At 70.3% G+C, this 24,486-nt stretch carries 22 protein-coding genes; 12 read left to right on the forward strand and 10 right to left on the reverse strand.

The features are described from left to right. Positions 1–4: 4 nt before the first annotated feature. The 3 genes from AQJ46_RS06025 to AQJ46_RS06035 all read right to left on the reverse strand — a co-directional run bounded on the left by AQJ46_RS06025 (position 5) and on the right by AQJ46_RS06035 (position 2,687). Complete coding sequence (locus AQJ46_RS06025) at positions 5–196, reverse strand: SPOR domain-containing protein (protein ID WP_057610010.1); 192 nt, start codon at positions 194–196, stop codon at positions 5–7. Positions 197–509: 313 nt separating this feature from the next. Continuing rightward, on the reverse strand, positions 510–1,262 hold the full coding sequence (locus AQJ46_RS06030) for a GntR family transcriptional regulator (protein WP_059204611.1): 753 nt from the start codon (positions 1,260–1,262) through the stop codon (positions 510–512). Positions 1,263–1,409: 147 nt separating this feature from the next. Then, complete coding sequence (locus AQJ46_RS06035) at positions 1,410–2,687, reverse strand: DUF4190 domain-containing protein (RefSeq protein ID WP_059204612.1); 1,278 nt, start codon at positions 2,685–2,687, stop codon at positions 1,410–1,412. A gap of 83 nt (positions 2,688–2,770) precedes the next feature. Here AQJ46_RS06035 and AQJ46_RS06040 point away from each other — a divergent pair, with 83 nt between their 5' ends. Further along, the gene (locus AQJ46_RS06040) at positions 2,771–3,952 is read left to right on the forward strand and encodes a serpin family protein (protein ID WP_059204613.1); all 1,182 of its coding nucleotides are present in this window, start codon (positions 2,771–2,773) and stop codon (positions 3,950–3,952) included. A gap of 337 nt (positions 3,953–4,289) precedes the next feature. Here the strand turns inward: AQJ46_RS06040 and AQJ46_RS06045 are convergent, their stop codons facing one another. Beyond that, positions 4,290–5,120, reverse strand: coding sequence for an oxidoreductase (locus AQJ46_RS06045; RefSeq protein ID WP_059204614.1), 831 nt, complete (start codon positions 5,118–5,120; stop codon positions 4,290–4,292). 79 nt (positions 5,121–5,199) lie between these two features. On the opposite strand from AQJ46_RS06045, the gene AQJ46_RS06050 reads away from it, so the two are divergent. The 6 genes from AQJ46_RS06050 to AQJ46_RS58770 all read left to right on the forward strand — a co-directional run bounded on the left by AQJ46_RS06050 (position 5,200) and on the right by AQJ46_RS58770 (position 15,167). Next, positions 5,200–6,108 carry a LysR family transcriptional regulator gene (locus tag AQJ46_RS06050; protein ID WP_059204615.1) on the forward strand — a complete coding sequence of 303 codons (909 nt, stop codon included), beginning with the start codon at positions 5,200–5,202 and terminating at the stop codon, positions 6,106–6,108. A 329-nt stretch (positions 6,109–6,437) separates the two neighbouring features. Then, positions 6,438–6,632: an FxSxx-COOH cyclophane-containing RiPP peptide gene (gene fxsA, locus AQJ46_RS51295; RefSeq protein WP_225886344.1), complete on the forward strand. Its 195-nt coding sequence runs from the start codon at positions 6,438–6,440 to the stop codon at positions 6,630–6,632. Between the two features lie 160 nt (positions 6,633–6,792). Next, complete coding sequence (locus AQJ46_RS06055; protein WP_079072145.1) at positions 6,793–8,094, forward strand: TIR-like protein FxsC; 1,302 nt, start codon at positions 6,793–6,795, stop codon at positions 8,092–8,094. Then, on the forward strand, positions 8,084–12,055 hold the full coding sequence (fxsT, locus tag AQJ46_RS06060; protein WP_059204616.1) for an FxSxx-COOH system tetratricopeptide repeat protein: 3,972 nt from the start codon (positions 8,084–8,086) through the stop codon (positions 12,053–12,055). The genes AQJ46_RS06055 and fxsT overlap by 11 nt, the downstream gene beginning before the upstream one ends. Before the next feature lie 92 nt (positions 12,056–12,147). Further along, a complete protein-coding gene (locus AQJ46_RS06065) occupies positions 12,148–13,410 on the forward strand; it encodes an FxsB family cyclophane-forming radical SAM/SPASM peptide maturase (RefSeq protein ID WP_079072146.1) in 1,263 nt (420 codons plus the stop codon). Further along, complete coding sequence (locus AQJ46_RS58770; RefSeq protein WP_079072147.1) at positions 13,407–15,167, forward strand: AAC(3) family N-acetyltransferase; 1,761 nt, start codon at positions 13,407–13,409, stop codon at positions 15,165–15,167. Before AQJ46_RS06065 ends, AQJ46_RS58770 begins: the two co-directional genes overlap by 4 nt. An 88-nt stretch (positions 15,168–15,255) precedes the next feature. On the opposite strand, the gene ychF is transcribed toward AQJ46_RS58770, so the two are convergent. Next, positions 15,256–16,344, reverse strand: coding sequence for a redox-regulated ATPase YchF (ychF, locus tag AQJ46_RS06075; protein ID WP_059204618.1), 1,089 nt, complete (start codon positions 16,342–16,344; stop codon positions 15,256–15,258). A gap of 300 nt (positions 16,345–16,644) precedes the next feature. Between ychF and AQJ46_RS06080 the strand changes: the two genes are divergently transcribed. Beyond that, complete coding sequence (locus AQJ46_RS06080; RefSeq protein ID WP_059204619.1) at positions 16,645–17,040, forward strand: DUF6542 domain-containing protein; 396 nt, start codon at positions 16,645–16,647, stop codon at positions 17,038–17,040. Between the two features lie 64 nt (positions 17,041–17,104). Here AQJ46_RS06080 and ppgK read toward each other — a convergent pair whose 3' ends face one another. Beyond that, positions 17,105–17,848: a polyphosphate--glucose phosphotransferase gene (ppgK, locus tag AQJ46_RS06085; RefSeq protein ID WP_059204620.1), complete on the reverse strand. Its 744-nt coding sequence runs from the start codon at positions 17,846–17,848 to the stop codon at positions 17,105–17,107. A 29-nt stretch (positions 17,849–17,877) separates the two neighbouring features. Next, positions 17,878–18,888 carry a 4-hydroxy-3-methylbut-2-enyl diphosphate reductase gene (locus tag AQJ46_RS06090; protein ID WP_079072148.1) on the reverse strand — a complete coding sequence of 337 codons (1,011 nt, stop codon included), beginning with the start codon at positions 18,886–18,888 and terminating at the stop codon, positions 17,878–17,880. 200 nt (positions 18,889–19,088) lie between these two features. Between AQJ46_RS06090 and xseA the strand changes: the two genes are divergently transcribed. The 3 genes from xseA (at position 19,089) to AQJ46_RS06105 (ending at position 21,271) form a co-directional block, all read left to right on the forward strand. Continuing rightward, complete coding sequence (gene xseA / locus AQJ46_RS06095; protein WP_059204621.1) at positions 19,089–20,297, forward strand: exodeoxyribonuclease VII large subunit; 1,209 nt, start codon at positions 19,089–19,091, stop codon at positions 20,295–20,297. Positions 20,298–20,306: 9 nt separating this feature from the next. Further along, positions 20,307–20,543 carry an exodeoxyribonuclease VII small subunit gene (locus tag AQJ46_RS06100; RefSeq protein ID WP_059204622.1) on the forward strand — a complete coding sequence of 79 codons (237 nt, stop codon included), beginning with the start codon at positions 20,307–20,309 and terminating at the stop codon, positions 20,541–20,543. 137 nt (positions 20,544–20,680) lie between these two features. Continuing rightward, entirely contained in the window at positions 20,681–21,271 is a 591-nt protein-coding gene (locus AQJ46_RS06105; protein WP_057609993.1) for a malonic semialdehyde reductase, read from the forward strand. 60 nt (positions 21,272–21,331) lie between these two features. Here the strand turns inward: AQJ46_RS06105 and AQJ46_RS06110 are convergent, their stop codons facing one another. After that, positions 21,332–21,853 (reverse strand): DUF4245 domain-containing protein, encoded by a 522-nt coding sequence (locus tag AQJ46_RS06110; protein ID WP_057609992.1) that lies wholly within the window; start codon positions 21,851–21,853, stop codon positions 21,332–21,334. Between the two features lie 127 nt (positions 21,854–21,980). Between AQJ46_RS06110 and glpX the strand changes: the two genes are divergently transcribed. Then, the gene (gene glpX / locus AQJ46_RS06115; RefSeq protein WP_037719931.1) at positions 21,981–23,015 is read left to right on the forward strand and encodes a class II fructose-bisphosphatase; all 1,035 of its coding nucleotides are present in this window, start codon (positions 21,981–21,983) and stop codon (positions 23,013–23,015) included. Positions 23,016–23,092: 77 nt separating this feature from the next. Here glpX and AQJ46_RS06120 read toward each other — a convergent pair whose 3' ends face one another. Both AQJ46_RS06120 and AQJ46_RS06125 read right to left on the reverse strand, forming a co-directional pair. Then, complete coding sequence (locus AQJ46_RS06120) at positions 23,093–23,467, reverse strand: WhiB family transcriptional regulator (protein ID WP_079072149.1); 375 nt, start codon at positions 23,465–23,467, stop codon at positions 23,093–23,095. A gap of 174 nt (positions 23,468–23,641) precedes the next feature. Next, positions 23,642–24,358: a DUF1707 SHOCT-like domain-containing protein gene (locus tag AQJ46_RS06125; protein WP_059204623.1), complete on the reverse strand. Its 717-nt coding sequence runs from the start codon at positions 24,356–24,358 to the stop codon at positions 23,642–23,644. Between the last annotated feature and the right edge of the window lie 128 nt (positions 24,359–24,486).

A 24,486-nucleotide genomic window follows, 5' to 3' on the forward strand; every position in this document is an offset into this window, starting at 1 on the left:
CTCCTCAGTCGGCCGAACTCGCGCCGTTCGGGCTGATGCGCTCGACCCAGTAGAGCTGCTTGTGGCCGCGGGCGTCGAGGCTGTCGGCGATCTTCTGAGCCTCGGCCCGGGTCGCGTACCTGCCCACGCGGTAGCGATTGCCGTTGTCGTCCTGCCGTATGACGAGCCAGGGAAGAGTGATCGTGCCGTCGTTCATAGCGCCCCATCGCTCCTTCCCGACCTGCGTCGAGCCCCACCCGATAAGGAAACCGCACTCCGCATATGCCTGAGCCTACGCCCAACCTTTACGCAGCGAACACGCGTTTTCACAAAGAGGTACGCAACCAGCCAGGACGGACTCCTCCGACAGGGGCGCGCGGTCGTGAACGCGCCCCCGGTGGGCGGCGATGCCTCCGGTCAGGGGCGCCTCTGGAACTGGGGTGTCGACCTGCGAGAACGGCCGAATTCGAACGGCGTTCGCCTGTGGACCCGTTGAGTGTTCGCCCGGGGCAACCTCCCCGGGGCGCGCGCTACTTCACCGGGAGGTGGTACGCGACCTGATAGCGGTCGGCCGGGACGACCACGTCGGCGGTCTCCACCGGGCGGCCCGAGGCGTAATAGGTGCGGTGGACCACGAGCACGACATGGCCGGGGACACCGCCCAGGGCGAGCAGTTCCTCGGCCAGGCCGGGACGGGCGCCCACCTCCTCGGTGACGTTGTCCACGACGACATCGATGGCTGCCATGCGCTCGACCACGCCCATGCCGCCGAGGGGGCCCTCCTCGGGGAGCATCACGGGAGTGCGGCCGGTGACCGCGAGGGGCTCCCAGGAGGTGGAGAGCATCATCGGCTCACCGGCCTCCCGGAAGACGTACTTCGTGCACATCACGCGGTCGCCGGGCCGGATGTCGAGCCGCTCGGCGATGGCGGCCGACGCCTCGGTCTGCGCGCTGCTGGACTCCCAGGTCCCGCGCCCCTCCCCGTCGGCCTGCTCCTGCCGGAAAGGCGTGGCGCCCGAGGCCGGGCGGTAGCCGGAGCGGGCGATGCGGCGGGGCACGGGCTGCTCCCGGACGTATGTCCCGGAGCCGGAACGGCCCTCGACCAGGCCCTCGGCCATCAGCACCTTGCGGGCCTCCAGCGCGACGGTGTCCGAGACGCCGTACTCCTCGCGGATCCTGGCCTGGGACGGCAGGCGGGTGTGCGGTGGCAGCGAACCGTCGACGATCTTCTTGCGGAGATCACCCGCGACGCGCAGGTACGCCGGCTGCTCACCGAATGTCACTGGCCGCTCCCATCAGGTTGTACAGACAGCAACAGCCTGGCAACCGTGGGTTGGGCCATGCAAGCAAAGGCCAGAGAATCACTCGATGTGATGACATGTTCCGGTGGGGGTCTTTACGCAGGCACTTTCTCCCCGCTATGGCCGCGCTCACACCTTGAGTTCGCCGCCGCCCGACTCGCCGCTGCCGTCGTCGCCCCCGTCGTCGTACGTCGGCCGCTTGGTGGCGAGCCCCAGAGCCTTGCGTGCGGTGACCGTGCTGGGGCCGTCGACGTACGCGTAGCCCTTGTCGTAGTGGAGGTAGAAGGTGTCCACGTCGTCGTCCTCGGCCGCGGCGACCGCCTTCGCCCACTCGGCGCGCGCGTCCTCCATGTCCTTCACCAGCGCCGCGACCGGCTTGTCGGCAGCGGCCGGCCAGGACTGCGCGCGCAGGGCCTTGATCTGCTTGTTCAGGCTGTCGTGGACATCTCGCGACCACTTCCGATAGCCGGGCAGGTCGTCCTCGGGGTAGTCCTCGGGCTCCTCCCACAGCACGGTGTCCATCGCGTTGAGGGACTGCAGGAAGGTGATCTGGTACGTGTCGAGGGTGGTCTCGTCGGCGCGCAGCGAGCCGGTCAGGGTGGCCTTCTCGTCGGTGTTGCCGAAGATGCAGCTGACCTCGCGGTCGCCGAGGCGCCAGCTCTGCCGGGTGGGGCCGAAGTAGTACACGTCGACATCGCTGGGGAGCGCCCAGGTGTCCATGACGTAGGCGTCCTGGAGGGGGTAGCACTTGTCGTCGGCGGTGTCGGAGACCGCGCGGTCCCCCGGGAAGGCGTCGCCGCCGGCCATCTTGAACTCGCCGAACACCTCGCCGTCGTGCTCACCCGCGCAGGGCACCTCGTCGACGTCGTAGGTGAGGCCTTCGAGGGACTCCCCCGGCGCATCGAAGCACTGGCCCTTCACCACGGAGAAGGTCGTGCCCTCGCTCGCGCCCTTCTTGAACTCCTCCCAGGCGTCGGAGAGCCCGCCGGTGGCGAGCACCGTCACCCACAGGGCGAGTCCGAGCGACGACAGGATCGACCCCACGATCGCCAGGGCCTTGCCGGACTGGCCCTTCTTCTTGATCTGCACCAGCGCGATCACACCCAGCACCAGTCCCACCGCCGGGAAGCAGCACAGGACGCCGAGCACCAGGGAGGCGACGGCGAGGCCGTTGACCGACGACGGGCGGGCATGGGGGCTGTAGCCCTGTCCCCAGGTCTGATAGGGCGGGCCATAGGGTTGCCCGTATGGCTGTCCGTACGGCTGCTGCCCATACGGCTGCTGTCCGTACGGCTGCTGCCCATACGGCTGTTGTCCCTGCGGCGGCGGCCCGAACGGGTCCGGGTCGGGGGACGGCCCCTGGGCGGGGTCGGGCTGGTGGGGCCCAGGGGGCGGGGGTATGGACACGGGTACCGTGCTCCTGGTTCAGCAGTGGCGGGGAACTGACGTACGACAGGGCGCATGGTATGCGCGGGGCGGGCGGGGGTGGAATGCCGATCACGGGTGCGACGACCCAGGCGGTGAACGGGCTGACGGCACGGTGGGCGGGGGTGTCTTCCGGGGGGACCGTGTTCTCGGCCGCCGGTGTGTGGCCGCTGCTGGCCTTCCTGGCCGACGGGGCGCGGGGCCCGGCGCGGGCCGAGCTGGCGCGGGCGCTCGGGGTGCCCGCGGAGCAAGCGGCCGCGGCGGCGCGGGAGTTGCTCGCGGGACTGGCCGAATCGGAGGCACTGGACTCGGCTCTGGGCCTGTGGACCAGGCGGACGCTGGAGCTGCGCGAGGAGTGGGAGACCGGGCTGCCCACCGACGCGCTCGGGGTCCTCACCGGCGATCCCGCCCTCGATCAGTGGGAAATGGACGCCTGGGCCGCGAAGCGGACGGGTGGGCTGATCGAGCGGATGCCGGTGGAGGTGCGGGACGACACCGAGCTGGTGCTCGCGAGCGCGCTGGCTCTGCGGACCACGTGGCTGCGGCCCTTCGAGGCGCGTCCGGTACGGCCGTCCGCGGGTCCCTGGCAGGGTCGGACCCTGCGCGGCCTCAGCCGCGGGAGCGTGCGGCTGGACCGGGTCGGCGTCGTGACCGCGCCCGAGGGCCGGGTCACCGAGGTGAAGGTGCTCGGCGACAACGGCATCGACGTCCATCTCCTGCTCGGGGACGAGCACATGACGCCGGGGCAGGTGATGGCGGCGGGGGCGGCCGTGCTCGACGGCACGTGTCCTGCCGTACGCGGGTCGTTGCTTCCGCACGGGCCCGCGGGGCCGGGACTGCGGGTCGAGGAGCGGCCGTGTGTCAGCCCGCAACAACCGACGCTGGAGGTGACGACGGCGGCGTTCGAGGTGCGGGCGCACCACGATCTGCTGGACCTGCACGGACTGTTCGGCCTCACCGCGGCTCGGGACGCGCGGCAGGGGCACTTCGCCGGCATCAGCGCCACACCCCTGGTCGTCGGCTCCGCCCGGCAGTCCGTCCTGGCCCGCTTCGACGCGCTCGGCTTCGAGGCGGCCGCGGTGACGGCGGTCGCGGCGGCACCGGGTGGGCCGCCGCCCACGCCCCGCTACACCTCGACCGTGGTCACGGCCACCTTCGACCGCCCCTTCGCCTTCCTCGCCGTACACCGCGAGACACGGCTGGCGCTGACGGCGGGCTGGGTGACGGAACCGGCGCCGTTCCGCTAGCCGCGCGACGGGACGGGGGGGGACGGAACCGGGGCCACTCCGGTGGCCACCCAGCGGCCTCAGCCACCGAACGCGGCGACCCCGACGGCCTTCGCCCCGGCGACGGGACAGGCGACAGAACCGGCGCCACTCCGGCGGCCACCCAACGGCCTCAGCCACCGAACGCGGCGACCCCGACGGCCTTCGCCCCGGCGACGGGGCCCCGGGACAGCACCGGCGCCACTCCGGCGGCCACCCAACGGCCTCAGTCACCGAACGCGGCGACCCGGACGGCCTTCGCCCCGGCGACGGGACAGGCGACAGCACCGGGCGCCACTCCGGCGGCCACCCAACGGCCTCAGTCGTCGAAGGCCGTCGCCCGGGTGGTCTTCTCCCAGGTGGCCACGTCGTTGCGTATGGCGTCGAGGTGGTCGAGTACGGCGGTCACCGCGTCGTCGCCCAGGGGCAGCCGCAGTGGGGTCTCCTCGGCGTCAAGGGCGGCGCGGATCAGGGCCGCCGCCTTTGCGGGGTCGCCGGCCTGGGTGCCGTCGCCGCCGGAGACGAAGCCGCGGGTCTCGCTCACCTTGGCGTAGACGCCGCTGTCGGCACTGGCCCCCGCGCGGCTCGCGTCGAACAGCGAGGTGCGGAAGGACCCCGGCTCCACGATCAGCACCTTGATGCCGAACTCCCGCACCTCGTCGGCGAGCCCCTCGGACATGCCCTCCAGCGCGAACTTCGTCCCGCTGTACGCCGAGAAGCCCGCGAAGGACATCTGCCCGCCCATGCTGCTCATCTGCACGATCGCACCCGAACGCCGCTCGCGCATGGCAGGCAGCACCGCCCTGGTGAGCGCCGCCGGTCCGAGCACATGGAGGTCGAACAGCTCGCGCAGTTCGTCGTCGGTGGTCTCCTCGAAGGCACCGACATGAGTCCGGCCCGCGTTGTTGACCAGCACGTCGATCCGTCCGTGCCGGGCCACCACATCCCGTGCGACGGCCCCCGCGGCGGACATGTCGGTCACGTCCAGACGCACCGCCTCCACCTGGTCGGGATGGGCGGCCACGAGGTCGTCCAGCGCCTCGGGCCTGCGGACCGCGCCCACCACGACATCGCCGTCGGCCACGGCCGCCTCGGCGATCGCCCGCCCGAATCCGCTGCTCGCGCCCGTGATCAGCCAGACCTTGTTCATCACGACTCCTCTTCTCGGGTTGTTCCCACCAGCCTGCTGCCGAAGTCGGTTGCCCGTCCAAGACCCACGGTGATAACCGATGGCTATGACGACCGACGTGCATGTACGGGATTTGCGTTACTTCCTGGCGGTGGCCGAGGAACTGCACTTCACACGCGCGGCCGAGCGGCTGTACGTGTCACAGCCCGCGCTGAGCAAGCAGATCCGTGCCCTGGAGCGGCAGTTGGGCGTGGAGCTGTTACGGCGGGACCCGCGGGGCGTCCTGCTCACCGAGGCGGGTCAGGCGCTGCTGCCGCACGCCCGGCAGGTGCTGGCGGCCTGGGCGGCTGCGGACGCCGCGATGGCGACGGCCCGGGCGGCGGAGCGCGGCACGCTGGTGGTGGGTATGAGCACCAGCCCCGGCCGCGGCGGTCTGCTCCCGGCGATCCGGTCCCGCTTCACGGCCGCGCATCCGGAGGCGGTCGTACGGCTGCGGCAGATGGGCTGGCAGGACCCGACCGCGGGTCTGGCGGACGGCGAGACCGAGGTCGCGTTCGTCTGGCTGCCGCTGCCCGACGAGGAGCGCTTCGGATGGACCGTGGTCGCCGAGGAGCCCCGTCTGGTCGCCCTCCCCGACAACCACCCGCTCGCCGCCCGCGAGGAGGTCGACTTCGCCGACCTGGCCGACGAACCGTTCCTCGCCCTGCCGGCGAGCGCGGGCCCCCTGCGCGACTTCTGGCTCGCCCTCGACGAACGGTCCGGCCGACCGCCCCGCATCGGCGCGGAGATCGCGGGCACGGAGGAGACGTACGAGGCCCTCGTCGCGGGCCTGGGCATCTGCCTCGTGGCCGCCGGCAACGCCCCCCTGATCACCCTGGGCGGGGTGGTCACCCGGCCGGTGCGCGGGATCGGCCCGAGCAGATACGTCCTGGCCTGGCGCAAGGAGGACGGGGGGCGGGCGCTGGTGCGGGGGTATGCGGAGGCGTGCCGGGCGGTGGCGGGGGGCTGAGCGAGGCCCATCGCCCTCGGGGTACCTCCGCACGGGTAAGGCGGGGGCGGCTGGGGAGGGGCCGGCCGTGGGGGGACAGTGGCGGCGGCGCGCCCGCTTCGCGAGCCTGCGGCCAAAAGCACGCTCAGCCCCCGATGCACCCGGCGAAAACGGCCATCGTGATGACGGCCCGCGACGTGGGGGTTGCGCAGCAGTGCTGATGACGGGCGATTTTCCGTGGCATCGGCCGCCCCGAATGCGTAAGATTGCCGGTCTGGGTCTAGGCTCTGTCCCGTCGCCCGGTGCCCCGGCGTGGCACCGGACAACAAGCACGCCTCCACAGTCGGCGCGTGCGGGGTAGAAAGGCACTGCAGGTGCTGAGAGAGACGAGCAGCCCCGAGTACGTCTCGGACCTGGTGGACATCACCGACCTGCCCATGGACGCGCTGGAGGACCTGCCGGACACGGTCCTCGCGTCGGTGCTCCGCGATGTGCGATGCCCTTCGGGCGAGAGCTTCGCCGCGTTCTCGTCGGCACTTCTCTGACGCGCCGGCAGTCCTCGTCGCCGCCTTTCGGCCAACTACGATCCGTCCCCCCGTCGTGAGTTGAGCCCCCGCCCAGCGGGGTATCACGTTGCCACGCACGTATCCCGGCTCATAGGCGCGGCGAAACGCCTGCGGCCGGACGCGACGGCCGGGGGGTGCTTTGGAGCGAGAGCCGTACTTCTTCCTCAGCTACGCGCGCCGGGACGACCGGGGTAGCGCCTTCGTCCGTCGTTTCTACGACGATCTGGTGACGGAACTCGGCCGTCTGGGCGTGGACTGCAGCGGACAACAGCCGTTCCTCGACATCGAGCGGATCGGCCTGGGCATGGACTGGGAGAGCGCGCTCGGCAGCGAGATCGGGCACTGTCGGGCCCTGGTGGCCCTGTGCTCGCCCGCCTACGTCAACAGTCTCTACTGCGGCAAGGAATGGGCCGCCTTCGAATCCAGGCTGCTGAGATACCGCGAGCAGACCGACATAGAGGTACCGGCGCTCATACCGGTCCTGTGGGTCCCCTTGCACCATGCGATGCCGCCGGAGATCAGCAAGTACCAGTACTTCGAACCGCCGATGGGTCAGGAGTACCTGGAGCAGGGTCTGATGGGGCTGCTGCGTTCCGCTCCGGGTGGCCGCGCCTACCACGCCGTCCTGGAACTCGTCGCGAAGCGGGTGCAGCACGTCGCTGATCTCTTCCGGCTGCCCCGCGCGCAGGGCCTCGACTTGAAGGCCGTGCGCAGCCCCTTCGAGGGGCGGGAGCCCGCCGGGCCGGGAAGACGTACCACGGGTCACGTCCGGGTATTCATCGCCGCGGGCGTCACCGACCCCCTGCCCACGGGCCGGCAGCGGCGCGAGTACTACGGGCCCTCACCGCTCGACTGGACGCCGTACCACCCTCCGATCCATCCCACTGTGGCCTACCGGGCTCAGCGCGTGATCATCGACGAAGGGTGCACGAGCAGCCTGGAAGTCGTCGACGCCGGCCTCGGCGAGAAGCTCGACGAGGCCATGTACAACAACCAGACGTCCGTGCTGCTGGTCGATGCTTGGGCCGCCCGGGAAAACCAGTACCGCGCTCCGCTGTCCGACTACGACCGGCAGAACCACCCGGTCACCGGTGTGCTCGTGCCGCATCACGAGACGGACGACGAATCCGGTGACGAGAAGCTGTGGTCCGACCTTCAGCAGGTCTTCAGACGCAACTGGATGCGGCGCAACGACCCCTACGATCCGCTGTTCCAGGTCCAGGTCGAAAGACAACGGTTCGAGGACCGGATGGCCCGCATGGTGGTCGTCGCCCAGAACCGTCTCATGGAGAAGGCCGTTCCGCGCCGCCTGCCCGCCGGGCCGTCGGCACCGCCCATGCCGGGACTCAGTGTCCCGTACCTACCGTCCTCCAGCACTGACCATCCGGCCGAGCCGCCGGGTCGTACGCCCCTGCAGAAGGATCAGGACGATGAGCTCTGAGGCCGAGGCTCAGGACACCGGCAGGATAGTCACCTTCTACTCCTACAAAGGTGGCACAGGCCGCACGATGGCACTGGTCAACGTCGGCTGGATCATGGCCAGCAACGGCAAGCGGGTGCTGCTGGTCGACTGGGACCTCGAGGCCCCCGGGCTGCACCGGTATCTGCGTCCCTTCCTCCTCGACCCGAAGCTGCGGGACACCGACGGCCTGATCAACATGGTGAACTCCTTCGTCGGACAGGTGATACGCCCCGGGGAGCCGCTGGAACCCGGCGCCGGGGCCACCGTGATGAGCGACGATGAACTGCGTTCCCACGCACGGCTCGGCCCGCGCACCACCGGCCTGGACCTGCGCTTCCCCGCGGGCGGCCGGCTCGACTTCCTGCCCGCCGGGCGGATGTCCCCCTCGTACTCCGCGGACGTCACCAGTTTCAACTGGCGCGCGTTCTACGAACGTCTGGGCGGCGGCTCCTTCCTCCAGATGCTGCGGGAGGAGATGAAGGCCTCGTACGACTACGTCCTCATCGACAGCCGCACGGGCGTCAGCGACATCTCGGGGATCTGCACCACCTTGATGCCGGACGTCCTCGTCGACGGGTTCGTGCTGAACCACCAGAGCATCGAGGGCGGCCTGGACGTCGCGCAGTCGGTGGCCTCGGAGGTGCGCCACCCGGTCCGTATCCTCCCCGTCCCCATGCGTGTCGAGGACGGCGAACAGGAGCTGCTCGAATGGGGCCGGGACCTGGCTCGTGTCGAGTTCGGACCATTCCTCTCCTGGCTGGTCGAATCGGAGCACGACCAGTACTGGGGAGAGGTCGAGATCCCCTACAAGAAGTACTACGCCTACGCCGAGATCCCGGCCACGGTCCGGGACCGGCCCTCCCAGCCGGGCAACCTGCTCGCGGCCTTCGAGCGGCTCACCGCGTGGATCACCGACGGCCGGGTGCGATCCCTCGTCCCCCATCCGGAGGAGGAGCGGCAGCGGATGCGTGCCGCCTACCTCGACCCCAGGACGTCGTGGCCGCGCATCCACGTCAGCTACGCCTCGGGCGACCGGATGTGGGCGGAATGGATCGCGGCCCGGCTGGAGGGCATCGGATACCAGGTCTCGCTGCACAGCACCGCTGAACCGGGTGCCGGGACGCTGCCCGAGGTCGCCCCCGTCCTGAAGGGGCGCGGACGGCTGCTCGCCCTGCTCTCCCCCGAGTACATGGTGCAGCGGCGTGCCCAGGACATCTGGAAGCAGTTGAGAGGTCATGAGAGCGCCGACGGAGCGCTGCTGGCGGTTCGCGTTCAGGAGTTCGAAACCACTGCTCGGGACCCCTTCAGGGGACGGTTCGCCGCCGACCTCACCCACTGCACCCCCGAGGAGGCGGAGACCCAGCTGCTTTCGGTCGTCGGCCCGGTCCGCCGCGCCCGCGTCCCGGGCAGCGTCGCACCGGCTCCCGGCTCGCCCGCCCCGCCGTTTCCCGGTACGTCCCCCGCGGTGCAGCGCGTTCCGTCCAGGAACGTCTCCTTCACCGGTCGGGGCTTTCTGCTGGAGCGACTGCGCAATGGCTTCACCTCCGGCAGCACGACACAGGTCCTGTACGGACTCGGAGGGGTGGGAAAGACGCAGATCGCTCAAGAATATGCACACCGGTTCAAAGCGGCCTACGACGTGGTCTGGTGGGTTACCGCCGCGCAACCCGGTCTGATCCGCCCGGCGCTTGCCGATCTTGCGCCGCGCCTCGGCCTGGAGGTCGGCGAGGACATGGTGAGCACCGCGGAGTCGGTGCTGAGGGCGTTACGACGGGGGGAGCCCTTCGACCGCTGGCTTCTGGTCTACGACAACGCCGGACGCCCCGAACAGCTCGCGGCCTTCATCCCGACCGGACCGCCCGGCGGGCACGTCCTCCTCAGTTCCCGCGACCGGACCTGGGTGAACGACGCAGGACTGGTCGAGGTCGAGGTGTTCCAGCGCCAGGAGAGCACAGATCTGCTGCACCGCCTCAACACCGGGCTCACGGCCTCCGACGCCGAGGAGGTGGCCAGGGAACTGGGCGACCTGCCGCTGGCCGTCGCCCAGGCCGCCGTCTGGCTCAGCGAGAGCAGTATGCCGGTGGCCACCTATCTGGCGCTGCTCAAGGACCGCCTCACCGAGGTGTTGCAGACGACCCAGCTACCGGAGCGGGACTACCCCCACTCCGCCGCGGCGACCTGGAATCTGGCGGTCGACGAATTGCGCCGGGTGAACCAGGCGGCGGCCGAGATGCTGGAGGTCTGCTCCTTCTTCGGACCCGACCCCATTCCGTTGCGACTCCTCTACAGCAAAGCCGTCACCAAGGCGCTGACCCTGCCTCCGGGTGAGCCGCGCGACGAGATGGCGGTGGCCCAACTCGTCCGGGCGATCAACCGGTTCGGCCTGGCCAAGAGCGACCAGAGCAGTGCGACCCTCACGGTGCACCGGCTGGTGCAGGCCGTCATCCGCGACCAGGTCGACGACGCGCGCACCCCGCAGGCCCGCGGAGTGGTGCACGCCGCGCTGGTGGACGCCGACCCCGGCGACCCGGACGTCCCCGGGGACTGGGACCGCTATGCGGAACTCCTGCCCCACCTGGGGCCGAGTCTGGCTGCCGAAAGCTCGGATCCCGAAGTACGCAAGTGGGTCACCGATTCAGTGCGCTACCTGTGGAAACGCGGCCTGCACACCGACGGCCAGGAGCTCGCGGAACGCACACTGGCCCGCTGGAAGGAGTGCGGCATCGGGCACCCCGACGATCCGCAGACCCTGATGCTGCGTATCCAGCTCGGCAACGTGCTCCGCTCCAGGGGACGGTTGGAGAAGGCGTACGAGATCGACCTGGACACCTTCGAGCGGTTCCACCGCACCAAGGACCCGGACTACGCGCACACCCTCGCGGCCGCCGGGAACGTCGCCGCCGACCTGCGCGCACTGGGCCGCTACCTCGAGGCCCGGGAACTCGACCGCCAGACCCTCGACGGAGCTCTGCGGACACTGGGTGACGACCACCCGCGCACACTCATGTACACCAACAACCTGGGTATGTCGGAGTACCTCGCGGGCGATCGCCGGGCGGCCCTGGATCTCCATGAACTCGCGTACCGGCAGCAGAGCGAGGCGCGCGGGCGGGACAACTTCTACTCCCTGCTGTTCGCCAGCAACTACGCCCGGGACCTGCGTGAGACGGGGAGTCTCAGGGAGGCCCTGGACCTGCTGCGCACCACCGTCCAGTGGTACGAGCAGACCCTCGGGGACAGCCATATGGAGACGCTACGGACACGCCGCAACCTCGCGGTGGCCCTGCGTCGGGCCGGGGACTACGAACAGGCGAGAAAGATCGACGAGGACATCCACTCCCGCTACGTCGAAGCGCACGGCACGGAGCACGCGGACACGCTCGCTGCGGCCTGCGGTCTCGCCTGCGACCTGGCGGCGCTCGGGGAACCGCAGCGGGCACGGCAACTGGCCGAGCGTGCGATGGACCGCTACAGCACCTACCTGGGCGCGGAGCATCCCGTGACTCTGGCCTGCGCCACCAACCTCTCGGTCTACCGGCGGCTGACGGGCAGCACGGAGTCCGCATGCGAGCTGTCCCACCAGGCTCTGCACCAGATGTCACGGATCGTCGGGGAGAGTCACCCGTACACCCTCAGCTGCATGATCAATCACGCGAACGACCTCTCCTTGGCCGGCGAACTGGAGCAGGCAGTCGAGTGGGACCGGCGTGCGCGGCGGCACTTCCTCGACATCCTGGGGCCTGACCACTACGACGCCATCAGCATCACCTCCAACCTTGGCCTGAGCCTGCGGGCGATCGGCCGTACCGAGGAGGCGGGGCAGTTGTCGGCAGAGGCCGCGCAACGGGCCCGGGACAAGCTGGGCGAGGCACACCCCACGACCCGGACGATACTGTCCGGGAAGCGGCTCGACTCGGATATCGAACCACCGACCACCTGATCAGGGGACCTCACCGCCCCAAGAGCCACTCGGCGTCTGCCGGGTACCTATGATGGCCTCTTTCCTCCTCCGCCGCCGTACCAGAGCGATCGATGCCGATGTCCGCTACCAACGCCCCGCCCGCCGCGCCGGACAGCGGGACGGAGTCCGTGCCCTTCCGGCAGTTCCTGCTGAAGATCCACAGCCGGTGCAATCTGGCCTGTACGTACTGCTACATGTACGAGGCGGCCGACCAGAGTTGGCGGCAACGCCCCAGGAGCATGGCTCCCGCGACGGTGCGGCGGGCGGCGCGGTTGATGGCCGAACACGCCACGGAGCACGGACTGTCCGAGGTGCATGTGGTGTTGCACGGCGGCGAACCCCTGCTGGTCGGGGCGGAGTACCTGGAGACACTCCTCGGGACGGTCACGGATGCCCTGGCCGGCATCGCCGCGCCGCGTTTCACCCTGCAGACCAACGGCATCCGGCTGTCCGAGGATCCACGGCTGCTCCCCGTTCTCGACCGTCACGGGGTCCGGATCGGGGTGAGCCTGGACGGCACCCCGGCCGGGCACGACCGGCACCGGCGGCGGGCCGACGGTGGAAGCAGTCACGCCGCCACGGTCCGCGCGCTCGAACTGCTGACGAACCCCACCCACCGGCACCTGTTCGCCGGCCTGTTGTGCGTGATCGACCCCACCACCGACCCGCTGGAGACGTACGAGGCGCTCCTGCGGTTCGCTCCGCCCCGGCTGGACCTCTTACTTCCGCACGGGACCTGGCAGGCTCCGCCGCCCGGGCTCGCCGCCCTGACCTCCCCGCCCTCGGCTCCGCCTGCGCCGGGCGCGGCCATGCGTGCCACCCCGTACGCCGACTGGCTGCGCGCGGTCTTCGACCGCTGGTACGGCGCCGCGAGCCGGGAGACCGGCATCCGGCTCTTCGAGGAGATCATGGTGCTGCTGCTCGGCGGTACCGCACGCAGCGAGGTGGTCGGTCTTACACCCGTCGACCTCGTCGTCGTGGAGACCGACGGGGCGATCGAGCAGGCCGACTCGCTCAAAGTCAGCTATCCCGGGGCGCCCGAGACCGGGTTGCACGTGTTCCGTGACACGTTCGCCGACGCCGCCGCGCATCCCGCCTTCCGCGCCCGGCAGCGCGGGTTGAGCGGGCTCGGCCCCGTCTGCCGCTCCTGCGCCCGCTCCCGCGTGTGCGGCGGCGGCCTGTACGCCCACAGATACTCTCCGGGAGCCTCCCCGGTCTTCTCGGCTCCCTCCGTGTACTGCGACGACCTGGCGGTACTGGTCGACCACATCAGCGCCCGGCTGCACCGGGACGTGGCCACGCTGACCGTGTCCCGACGGACGGCGTCCCGATGAGAACAGGGACCGGGCTGGGGACTGGTGCCGCCCCACGCCCCGGTCAGGATCTCGTCCCGCACACCGTCCCCGCCCCCGTCTTCAGAGCCCTGGCCCGCGCCCGCGGCGGTGCGACGGCCGTGGACCTGCTTCGGGGCGGGCAACTGAGCAAACGCACGCTGATGGTGCACGCCCTGCGCCGGGCGGCGGACGGGCATCCGGAGGAGGGCACCGCGGAAGCGGCGTACCGCGGCCTGGTCGAACTGAACCGGCGGGACCGCGCGGCTTGGCGCGAGGTCATGCTGCACCCCTACCTGGACGAGGGACTGACCCGGGCTCTCACCGCGCTGGAGCGCGGACTGCCCACTGATCTGCGGTGGTTGGAACAACTGACGGCGGACGCAGGTCGGCGGGCGTGGCACGGCGTCGACGCCGTCTGTGACGGCATGGCACTCGAACTGCGGCTCGCCGACCGCGGCCCCTTCCGTGAGGTGCACGGTCACGAACTCGCCGAACCGCTCTCCGCCGGACAGGCACAGGAGTGGGCACAGGCGTTGCGTGCCGCCTGGACCGTGCTCGTGCGGCGGCACCCCTGGCACGCGCAGGCCATCGCCACCGGCCTGACCACAGTGGTCCCGCTGCTTCCCAACCCCGATGGCACCGAGGTGAGTTCGGCGGCGCGTCGCGCCTTCGGAGCCGTCGCCGCCTCTCTCCCCGACGACCCCGTGCTTCTCGCACTGACCCTCGTGCACGAGTTTCTGCACGTCCAACTCGGCGCTCTGCTCGACCTGTTGCCGCTGCACGGCCCTCCCACGGAGGCCCGCTACCACGCCCCGTGGCGACCCGATCAGCGTCCGGCCGGAGCGCTGCTCCAGGGGACGTACGCGCATCTGGGCGTGACGGACTTCTGGCGCACCGAACTCGCCTCCGGGACGGGAGGCGAGCGTGCCCGTCGCGAGTACGAGACCTGGCGCGAGCACACCGACACAGCCGCTCACACGCTGCTCGAAAGCGGCGAACTCCTGCCCGCGGGCAGGCGGTTCGTGACGGAGCTGCGCGAGGCCGTGCGTCGTCGGCCCGCGCCGGCAGGGGCGCTGCGCGGCAGAGCGGACCTCGTGCATGACCTTCGCGGACTGGGGCTCCGGGCCGGAGACACCGTCCTGGTGCACTCCGCCCTGAGCGCCGTCGGGCCCGTCTCCAACGGCGCAGAGACCATGGTGAGCGCGCTGTTGGAGGTGCTCGGACCCAACGGGACGCTCGTGGTGTACACGCCGACACCTGGCGACGCCCGCGCCGGAACGCCCGCGTCCGCCCCTTGCACCGCACCGGGCTTCGGCGTCGGTGTCCTGGCCGAGACGGTACGGAACCGGCCCGCTGCCCTGCGCAGCGCTCATCCGCGGAGTGCATTCGCGGCGCTGGGCGCCCAGGCGGACCACATCACCTCCGACCACTCCCTCGACTGCTCCCTGGGCAAGGCGTCACCGCTGGGCAGACTGGAGGAGCTCGACGCCCGGGTGCTGTTGATGGGCGTCGGTTTCGAGGCGTGCACCGCGTTCCACCTGGCGGAGTACCGCATCCCGAGCCGTCTTGCGGGCCCGCACGAGTGTGCCGAAGTGCTCCTGGACACCTCCTCGTTCGCGGCTGTGGGGGCCGCCTACGAGGCGACCGGGGCGGTGCGCTCCGGTCGGGTCGGTCTTGCCCGCTGCCGGCTGTTCGACCTCGCTGACGCCGTCGCATTCGCCGTCGGGCGACTGGCGGACAGGTCCGCCGGGGAGTGATCGTGCGGGCAGGGGCCCGACCTCGAAGCGTCAGGCCCCTCCTGAACCGCACATTTGCGAGATCAGCGGCGTGGTGGCACGCCACCCGCTACACGTTGAAGCGGAACTCCACCACATCCCCGTCCTGCATCACGTACTCCTTGCCCTCCATGCGCGCCTTGCCCTTCGCGCGGGCCTCGGCGACCGATCCCGTCTCCACCAGGTCGTGGAAGGAGATGACCTCCGCCTTGATGAAGCCCTTCTGGAAGTCGGTGTGGATGACTCCGGCGGCCTCGGGGGCGGTGGCGCCCTTCTTGATGGTCCAGGCGCGGGACTCCTTGGGGCCGGCCGTGAGGTAGGTCTGCAGGCCGAGGGTGTTGAAGCCGACGCGGGCGAGGGTGGCGAGGCCCGGCTCCTCGGCGCCGACCGACTCCAGGAGCTCCATCGCGTCCTCCTCGTCGAGCTCGGCGAGGTCCGCCTCCAGCTTGGCGTTGAGGAAGATCGCCTCGGCGGGGGCGACCAGGGCGCGCTGCTCGTCCTTGAAGGACTCGTCGACCAGCTCGTCCTCGTCGACGTTGAAGACGTAAAGGAAGGGCTTCGTCGTCAGCAGGTGCAGGTCGTGCAGGAGCTCCTCGTTGCCGGAGCCCTGGACGATGCCCGCGGAGAACAGGGTGTCGCCCTTCTCCAGGATCTCCTTCGCCGCTTCCACGGCCGCGACCTTCGGGGCGATGTCCTTCTTGATCCGCGACTCCTTCTGGAGGCGGGGCAGGACCTTCTCGATGGTCTGGAGGTCGGCGAGGATCAGCTCGGTGTTGATCGTCTCGATGTCGTCCTTGGGCGAGACCTTGCCGTCGACGTGCACGACGTTCTCGTCCTTGAAGGCACGGATGACCTGGCAGATCGCGTCCGACTCACGGATGTTCGCGAGGAACTTGTTGCCCAGGCCCTCGCCCTCGCTCGCGCCGCGCACGATGCCCGCGATGTCGACGAAGTCGACGGTCGCCGGGAGGATCTTCTGGGAGGAAAAGATCTCGGCCAGTTTCGCCAGCCGCGGGTCCGGGACGCCGACCACGCCGACATTCGGCTCGATCGTGGCGAACGGGTAGTTGGCCGCCAGCACGTCGTTCTTGGTCAGGGCGTTGAACAGGGTCGACTTGCCGACATTCGGCAGACCGACGATTCCGATCGTGAGCGACACGTTGCGACTTCCCGTACGTAAGAGGAGACGTGAGGAGACTGGCGGCCAGGGGGCCGATCCACCAGTCTACGGCGTGCCGCAGCACGCTCCGGCTGACCTCTCGAACGCATGGCCAAGGTCTTTCGCACCGCGTGTCCGAGGAGCGATTCCGCACATAAACAGACCTAGGTTGGTCCAGTGGAGCAACACAGGACACGCCCCCCGCACAACGGAACGCGACGCCCGGCCCCGGGAGCGCCGCTGCCCGCGCAGGCCCGCGGTGAGCGACGGCCGGCGGCGCCCCGTCGCCCCCCGCCGCCCGTGATCCAGACGCTGCGACGGTTCCCCAACCCCCGGCTCACCGGGCTCGGCGGCGGCCTGTTCTGCGCCGGGCTGATGTTCACGCTCGGCTTCCTCGTCTCACTGCTGTTCGGCTCGTCGCTGACGGTGTACGGCGTGCTGTTCGTGCCGGTGAGCGTACTGACGGCGGTCTGGATGCGCCGGGGCGATCTGCTGACCGCCCCGATCATCGTCCCGATCGCGTTCGCCACCGGGCTCGTCCCGGTCGCCGACAGCAGCGGCGGCACCTCGGGGCGCCTGATGGGCCTGTTCACCGCGCTGGCCACGCAGGCCGGCTGGCTCTACGCCGGCACGCTGGCCGCCGGCATCATCGCGCTGGTCCGCAGGATCCGCCTGGTACGGAGCCGCTCGCGCTGACGGGGACCAGCGGTACGAGGCGGGGCCTGCGGCTCCGAAGGCGGGACCTGCGGCTCCGCCCCTCTCAACCCTCCACCGCCCGCATCGCCGCCCCCACGATCCCCGCGTTGTTCTGCAGCTGTGCCGGGACGATCTCGGCCTTGACGCCCTCGATGTGCGGCAGGAACTTCTGGGCCTTGCGGCTGACGCCGCCGCCGACGATGAACAGCTCGGGCGAGAAGAGCATCTCGACATGGGCGAGGTACTTCTGGACGCGGTGGGCCCAGTGCTCCCAGGTGAGCTCCTCGTCCTCCCTGGCCTTGCTGGAGGCCTTCTTCTCGGCGTCGTGGCCGTGCAGCTCCAGGTGGCCCAGCTCGGTGTTGGGGACGAGGACGCCGTCGACGAAGACCGCGCTGCCGATGCCGGTGCCGAAGGTGAGCAGTATGACGGTGCCCTTGCGGTCCTTGCCCGCACCGAAGTTCATCTCGGCGACGCCCGCCGCGTCCGCGTCGTTGACGACGGTCACCGGGAGTCCGCCGAGCCGCTCGCTGAACAACGCGCGCGCGTCGGTGTCGATCCAGCTCTTGTCGACATTGGCCGCCGTACGGATCGTCGAGCCGCCGGTGACCACGCCCGGGAAGGTCAGGCCGACCGGTCCCGTCCACCCGAAGTGGTCCACGACCTGCTTCACCCCGTCGGCCACGCCGTCGGGCGTCGCCGGGTGCGGGGTGAACACTTTGTGGCGCTCCTGGGTGAGGTCGCCCTTGTCCAGGTCCACAGGAGCGCCCTTGATCCCGGATCCGCCGATGTCCAAGCCGAAGATCTGCATGGCCCTACGTTACGACGGACGACTGACTGTCACGCCTGCGAGGTCCCCTTGCGCTCCGCGACCAGCGCCGCCGCCTCCTCGCGCAGGTCGCGGCGCAGTTCCTTCGGCAGCGAGAAGGTGATGGACTCCTCGGCCGCCTTCACGAGTTCCACGTCGCCGTAACCGCGCTGCGACAGCCACTCCAGGACCTCCTCGACCAGTACCTCCGGCACCGAGGCGCCCGAGGTGACGCCGACCGTGGTCACGCCCTGAAGCCAGGCCTCGTCGATCTCGCTCGCGTAGTCCACGAGGTAGGCCTCGCGGGAGCCGGCCAGCTTGGCGACCTCGACGAGCCGCTTGGAGTTGGAGGAGTTGCGGGAGCCGACCACGATGACCAGCTCGGCCTCGGCGCCCATCTGCTTCACCGCGAGCTGACGGTTCTGCGTGGCGTAGCAGATGTCGTCGCTGGGCGGCGAGATGAGCTGCGGGAACTTCTCCTTGAGGGCGTCGACGGTCTCCATCGTCTCGTCGACGGACAGCGTGGTCTGGGAGAGCCACACGACCTTCGACTCGTCGCGGACCTCGACCTTGGCGACGTCCGAGGGGCCGTCGACCAGCGTGATGTGGTCGGGGGCCTCGCCGGAGGTGCCGATGACCTCCTCGTGGCCCTCGTGCCCGATCAGCAGGATGTCGTAGTCCTCATTGGCGAAGCGGACGGCTTCCTTGTGGACCTTGGTGACGAGCGGGCAGGTCGCGTCGATGGTGGCGAGGTTGCCGCGCGCGGCCTCCTCGTGGACGACGGGGGCGACGCCGTGGGCCGAGAACATGACGATGTTGCCCGGCGGTACCTCCTCCGTCCGTTCGACGAAGATGGCGCCCTTCTTCTCCAGGGTCTGTACGACGTACTTGTTGTGGACGATCTCGTGTCGGACGTACACCGGAGCGCCGTACTGCTCCAGGGCTTTCTCGACGGCGATCACGGCGCGGTCCACACCCGCGCAGTAGCCACGGGGGGCGGCGAGCAGGACACGGCGGCCAGGCGAAGCAGTCATGCGTCCCATCGTAAGGCCGCGCTCGGCCGGTCAAAGATCGCGTGCTCGTGCCCGTGACACAGGCGGAGGCACCATGTCGGCGCAGCCTGGGCTTCCGGGACCTCGCCGGGGGCTGCTGGTGCTGGTGGTGCAGCGAACGAGGCCGGAACCGGCCGGGTAGTGACGGCCGGTGACGGTGCGTTGTCGTACCGGGCCGTTACGCTCGCGGCATGGCTGTGAACTCGACCCCCGAAGCGCCCCTGCCCGTCGGCGAGGTGTCGCGCCTCATCGGCGGCTGGATCGACCGCCTCGGCGCCGTATGGGTCGAGGGCCAGATCACCCAGCTCTCCCGGCGCCCCGGCGCGGGCGTCGTCTTCCTCACGCTGCGCGACCCGTCGTACGACATCTCGGTGAGCGTCACCTGCTTCCGCCAGGTCTTCGACGAGATCGCCGATGTCGTCAGCGAGGGCGCCCGAGTCGTCGTACTGGCGAAGCCGGAGTGGTACGCGCCGCGGGGTCAGCTCTCGCTGCGGGCCACCGAGATAAGGCCGGTCGGGGTCGGTGAGCTGCTGGCGCGGCTGGAGCAGCTGAAGAAGTCCCTCGCCGCGGAGGGGCTGTTCGCGGCGGAGCGCAAGAAGCCGCTGCCGTTCCTGCCGCAGCTGATCGGGCTGGTCTGCGGGCGGGCGTCGGCCGCCGAGCGGGACGTCCTGGAGAACGCCCGGCACCGCTGGCCGGCTGTCCGGTTCGAGGTGCGCAACGTCCCCGTGCAGGGGGTGCACGCCGTCCCCCAGGTCGTGCAGGCGGTCAAGGAGCTCGACGCGCTGGACGACGTGGACGTGATCATCGTGGCGCGCGGCGGGGGCAGCGTGGAGGATCTGCTGCCGTTCTCCGACGAGCAGTTGGTGCGCGCGGTCGCGTCCTGTCGTACGCCGGTGGTCTCGGCGATCGGGCACGAGCCGGACACCCCGCTGCTGGACTACGTCGCCGACCTGCGGGCCTCCACGCCCACGGACGCGGCCAAGAAGGTCGTACCGGACGTGGGTGAGGAGTACGAGCGGGTGCGGGCGCTGCGGGACCGCGCACGGCGGTGCGTCGAGTCCTTCCTGCAGCGGGAGGAGCGGGGCCTCGCGCAGGCCCTCGCGCGGCCGTCGATAGAGGATCCGCACCGGATGATCGACGAGCGCGCCGACCATGTGTCCTCCCTGACCGACCGCGGCCGCCGCACCCTGGGCCATCTGCTGGACCGCGCCGACTCCGAGCTGACGCACACGCACGCACGCGTGGTGGCCCTCTCCCCCGCCGCGACCCTCCAGCGCGGGTACGCCGTGCTCCAGAAGGCCGACGGGCACGTGGTGCGGGCGCCGGACGAGGTGACGGCGGAGGAGACCCTGCGGGCGCGGGTCGCCGAGGGTGAGTTCGTTGTCCGAGTCGATGCATAGGGTGGGCGGATGACCAGCAAGGTGACGGAAGAGGCGCTCGGGTACGAGCAGGCACGGGACGAGCTGATCGAGGTCGTACGGCGGCTGGAGGCGGGCGGCACGACGCTCGAGGAGTCCCTCGCGCTCTGGGAGCGGGGCGAGGAGCTGGCCAAGGTGTGCCGGCGCTGGCTGGACGGGGCGCGGGCGCGACTGGACGCGGCACTGGCCGAGGAGGAAGAGGCCGGGACCGAGGGCGACGCCGAGTAGGAGACCTGGGTGATCTGTGAAGCGGATCACCACGCCCTGGTTTTTGTTGAAGGTTGAACTTCAGTCGCGTACCGTCGAGACGTCAACCGGTCCCCGGTCCGTTTCCGGGGTCGACGCACCCCCCGAGAAGGTTTCCTATGTCTCTCGTTCTTGACCCCGCCGCCCAGGACCTGCTGTTCCGCGAGGCCCGCACCGCGAACACCTTCACCGACGAGCCGGTGACCGACGAGCAGCTCCAGGCCATCTACGACCTGGTCAAGTACGGCCCGACCGCCTTCAACCAGAGCCCGCTGCGCATCACGCTGGTCCGCTCCGCCGAGGCCCGCGAGCGCCTGGTCCAGCACATGGCCGAGGGCAACCAGCCCAAGACCGCCACCGCCCCGCTGGTCGCGATCCTCTCCGCGGACAACGAGTTCCACGAGGAGCTGCCGGAGCTCTTCCCGCACTTCCCGCAGGCCAAGGACGTCTTCTTCAGCGAGCGCCCCGCCCGCGAGGGTGCCGCCGGGCTGAACGCCGCCCTGCAGGCCGCGTACTTCATCATCGGCGTCCGTGCCGCGGGCCTCGCCGCCGGCCCGATGACCGGTCTGGACTTCGAGGGCGTCCGCAAGGAGTTCCTGGACGACGACCACACCCCGCTGATGGTCGTCAACATCGGCAAGCCGGGCGAGGACGCCTGGTTCCCGCGCTCCCCGCGCCTGGCGTACGACGAGGTCGTCACCACCGTCTGAGACGGCTGACACGCGACAAAAGGGCCCGGCCGCCTGGCAGCCGGGCCCTTTCCCGTGGTCTCACGCCGTCTTGAGCGACTTCGCCATCTCGGCCAGCTGGGCGAACGATCCCGTGCCCGCGACCACGGTCGTCGCCCCGTCGCCGGTGTGCACGAGGGCGTCGTAGCGGCCGCCCGTGTACCGCGTCCAGGTGCGGCCCGCGATCTGCTGGGTCTGCTTCGTCGCCTCTGCGCCCTGGCTCGCCTCGTCGATGAACGTCGACGGCTTCTGAGTCGACTGCTCGACCTGCACGTACTGATCACCAGGGGCCTGGAAACCCAGGTGCCAGGCGTCGGACTGGTCGCCCTGGAAGCGCACCGAGGTCGCCTTCCAGCCGGCCGGCAGATCCTCGGGCGCTGCCACCGGATAGGAGGCCGCGCGGCGGGCCGTGAGCAGCTCGACGCGGTAGTCGACCGTCTTGATGTCGGGAGCGGAGTCGTCGTGCGGGATGAACACGTAGATGACCGCCGCCGCGATCCCGATCAGGCCCAGGGAGAGAATCATGTCCCGGACCGTCTTCTGCTTGCCGTTCGAACCTGCCACGCCCCCTATCGTCGCAGGTGCCCGGTCCGCTCATCCGTGGGGTCCCCTGCTCATTTTGTCGGACTGAGGATAGAGTCGACGGTCGAACCCTCATCCGGCCGTCGTCGTATCAGAAAGGTGCGCTCCGATGACCGAGCATCATCATCTGCCGTCCGAACTCGAAGTCCCCTCCGAGGCCCCCGACCGCAACCTCGCCCTGGAACTCGTCAGGGTGACCGAAGCCGCCGCGATGGCCGCGGGCCGCTGGGTGGGCCGGGGCGAGAAGAACGGCGCCGACGGCGCCGCGGTGCGCGCCATGCGGTCCCTCGTCTCCACCGTGTCGATGAACGGCGTCGTCGTCATCGGTGAGGGCGAGAAGGACGAGGCCCCGATGCTCTTCAACGGAGAGCGCGTGGGCGACGGGACCGGCCCCGAGTGCGACATCGCCGTCGATCCGATCGACGGGACCACGCTGACGGCCAAGGGCATGCCGAACGCGATCGCCGTACTGGCCGCGGCGGACCGCGGGTCGATGTTCGACCCGTCCGCCGTGTTCTACATGGACAAACTGGTCACCGGTCCCGAGGCCGCGGACTTCGTCGACATCAACGCGCCGGTCTCCGTGAACATCCGGCGGGTCGCCAAGGCCAAGCGGTCCACTCCGGAGGACGTGACCGTGGTCATCCTCGACCGGCCCCGGCACGAAGGGATCATCAAGGAGATCCGGGAGGCCGGGGCGCGGATCAAGCTGATCTCCGACGGCGACGTGGCGGGGTCGATCTACGCGCTGCGCGAAGGCACCGGCGTCGACATGCTGCTGGGCATCGGCGGTACGCCCGAGGGGATCATCTCCGCCTGTGCCGTGAAGTGCCTCGGGGGGACGATCCAGGGCAAGCTGTGGCCGAAGGACGACGAGGAGCGGGCGCGGGCGATCGACGCAGGGCACGATCTGGACCGGGTGCTCATGACGGACGACCTGGTGTCCGGGGAGAACGTGTTCTTCGTGGCCACCGGGATCACCGATGGTGAGCTGCTGCGTGGTGTGCGGTACCGGTCGGAGACCGCGACGACCGACTCGATCGTGATGCGGTCGAAGTCGGGGACGGTTCGGCGGATCGACTCCGAGCACCGGCTCAGCAAGCTGCGGGCCTACAGCGCGATCGACTTCGACCGCGCGAAGTAACTCGCGCCGAAGTACTCGCACCCAAGTAAGGGGGCGCCCCCGGTGCGGAGGGGGCGCCCTTTTCGTGTGTCGGGCCGTCAGCCCGCCTGGGCTATCCGCGCCGCCCTCGCCGCCTTCTGCAGTTCCAGGTCGCGGCGGCGCCTGCGGGCCAGGACCACCCGGCGTTCCGCTGCGGTGAGGCCGCCCCAGACGCCGTAGGGCTCGGGTTGGAGCAGGGCGTGTTCGCGGCACTCGACCATGACGGGACAGCGGGCACAGACGCGTTTCGCGGCCTCCTCGCGGGAGAGCCTGGCGGCGGTGGGTTCCTTGGACGGGGCGAAGAACAGGCCGGCCTCGTCGCGCCGGCACACCGCCTCGGTGTGCCATGGAGCGTCTTGGTCCCTGTCCCGCACTGGCACCCGCTGGGCCGGAACGGCAGCTACCTGCAGGGACGAATGCGGCGGTTGCAGCACGGTCTACTCCTGACGACGGCTTCGCGAGCGAGAGACGATGCAGCAAGCCCTACCCGCTGTGCGCGCGCCTATGCACTGAGTCCCGAACCGCTGGATTGCGGGCGGTCGCGTGCGCTTCCCGGAGCCCACCACGGGCCGATCCGTTCTCTTCGGATGCGCCCGGATTCACAACCGTCAACGATCCAGGTGTTTGCGCAAACTCTTGTCGACCTTGCGATCGACCGCGCGCTGCACCCGGTCGAGGATGTCCGCGACGAGCTTGCCCCGCTTCGGCTTCGCGTCGACACTGCCGAGGACGGCCCAGCCGTCGACGTACACCACGGGCGCGTCCTGCTCGGCCGAGTCGAGCGTGTCCACCTGGAAGTCGCCCAGGACACCGACTCCCGCGCCGCGCAGCGAGATGTTCTCTGGGACGCGCACCTCGACGCTGCCGCAGAACGAGAACGCCTTGATCACGACCTGGCGGTACTCGAAGATCGCCTCACTGAGGTCGATCTCCACGCTGCCGAAGATCGCGTAGGCGTGGATACGACGGCCCGCGCGCCAGCGGCCCTTACGGACGGCGGCGCTCAGGACCGCCACCACGTTGTCGTCGGGGTCGTGGGGTATCGCGTCGGTCGGGCGGTTCGGGGCCGGGGACCAGGCCGGGGCGGCACGGCGCTCGTGGGCCGCCGGCAGGTCCCGTATGAAGACCTCCAGCTCGCCCACCGTCTTGGCGCTCAGCACCCCCTCGACCCGCTCCTCGTGCTCGTCCGCGGTGAGGCGGCCCTCGGCGAGGGCCTCGCGCAGGATGTCGGCGATGCGGTCGCGGTCGGCGTCCGAGGCACGCAGGTCGGCCGGCGCGGGTGCGGGGTCCGCGTGCTTCTGAAGGTCGGGCTTCTGAAGGTCCACGGCAGCAGCGTACCGAAACGCGATAGATCGCGACTAGGCCTGTGGACAACTCTTGGTCAACCAACTGAGCCTTACCTCACAAGCTCCCGTCCTTGGACAGGTTCTACGCTGGTGAGGCCCGCCAACGG

It is taken from the genome of Streptomyces canus (assembly GCF_001514145.1).
GTDB classification, from domain to species: Bacteria; Actinomycetota; Actinomycetes; order Streptomycetales; family Streptomycetaceae; genus Streptomyces; species Streptomyces canus.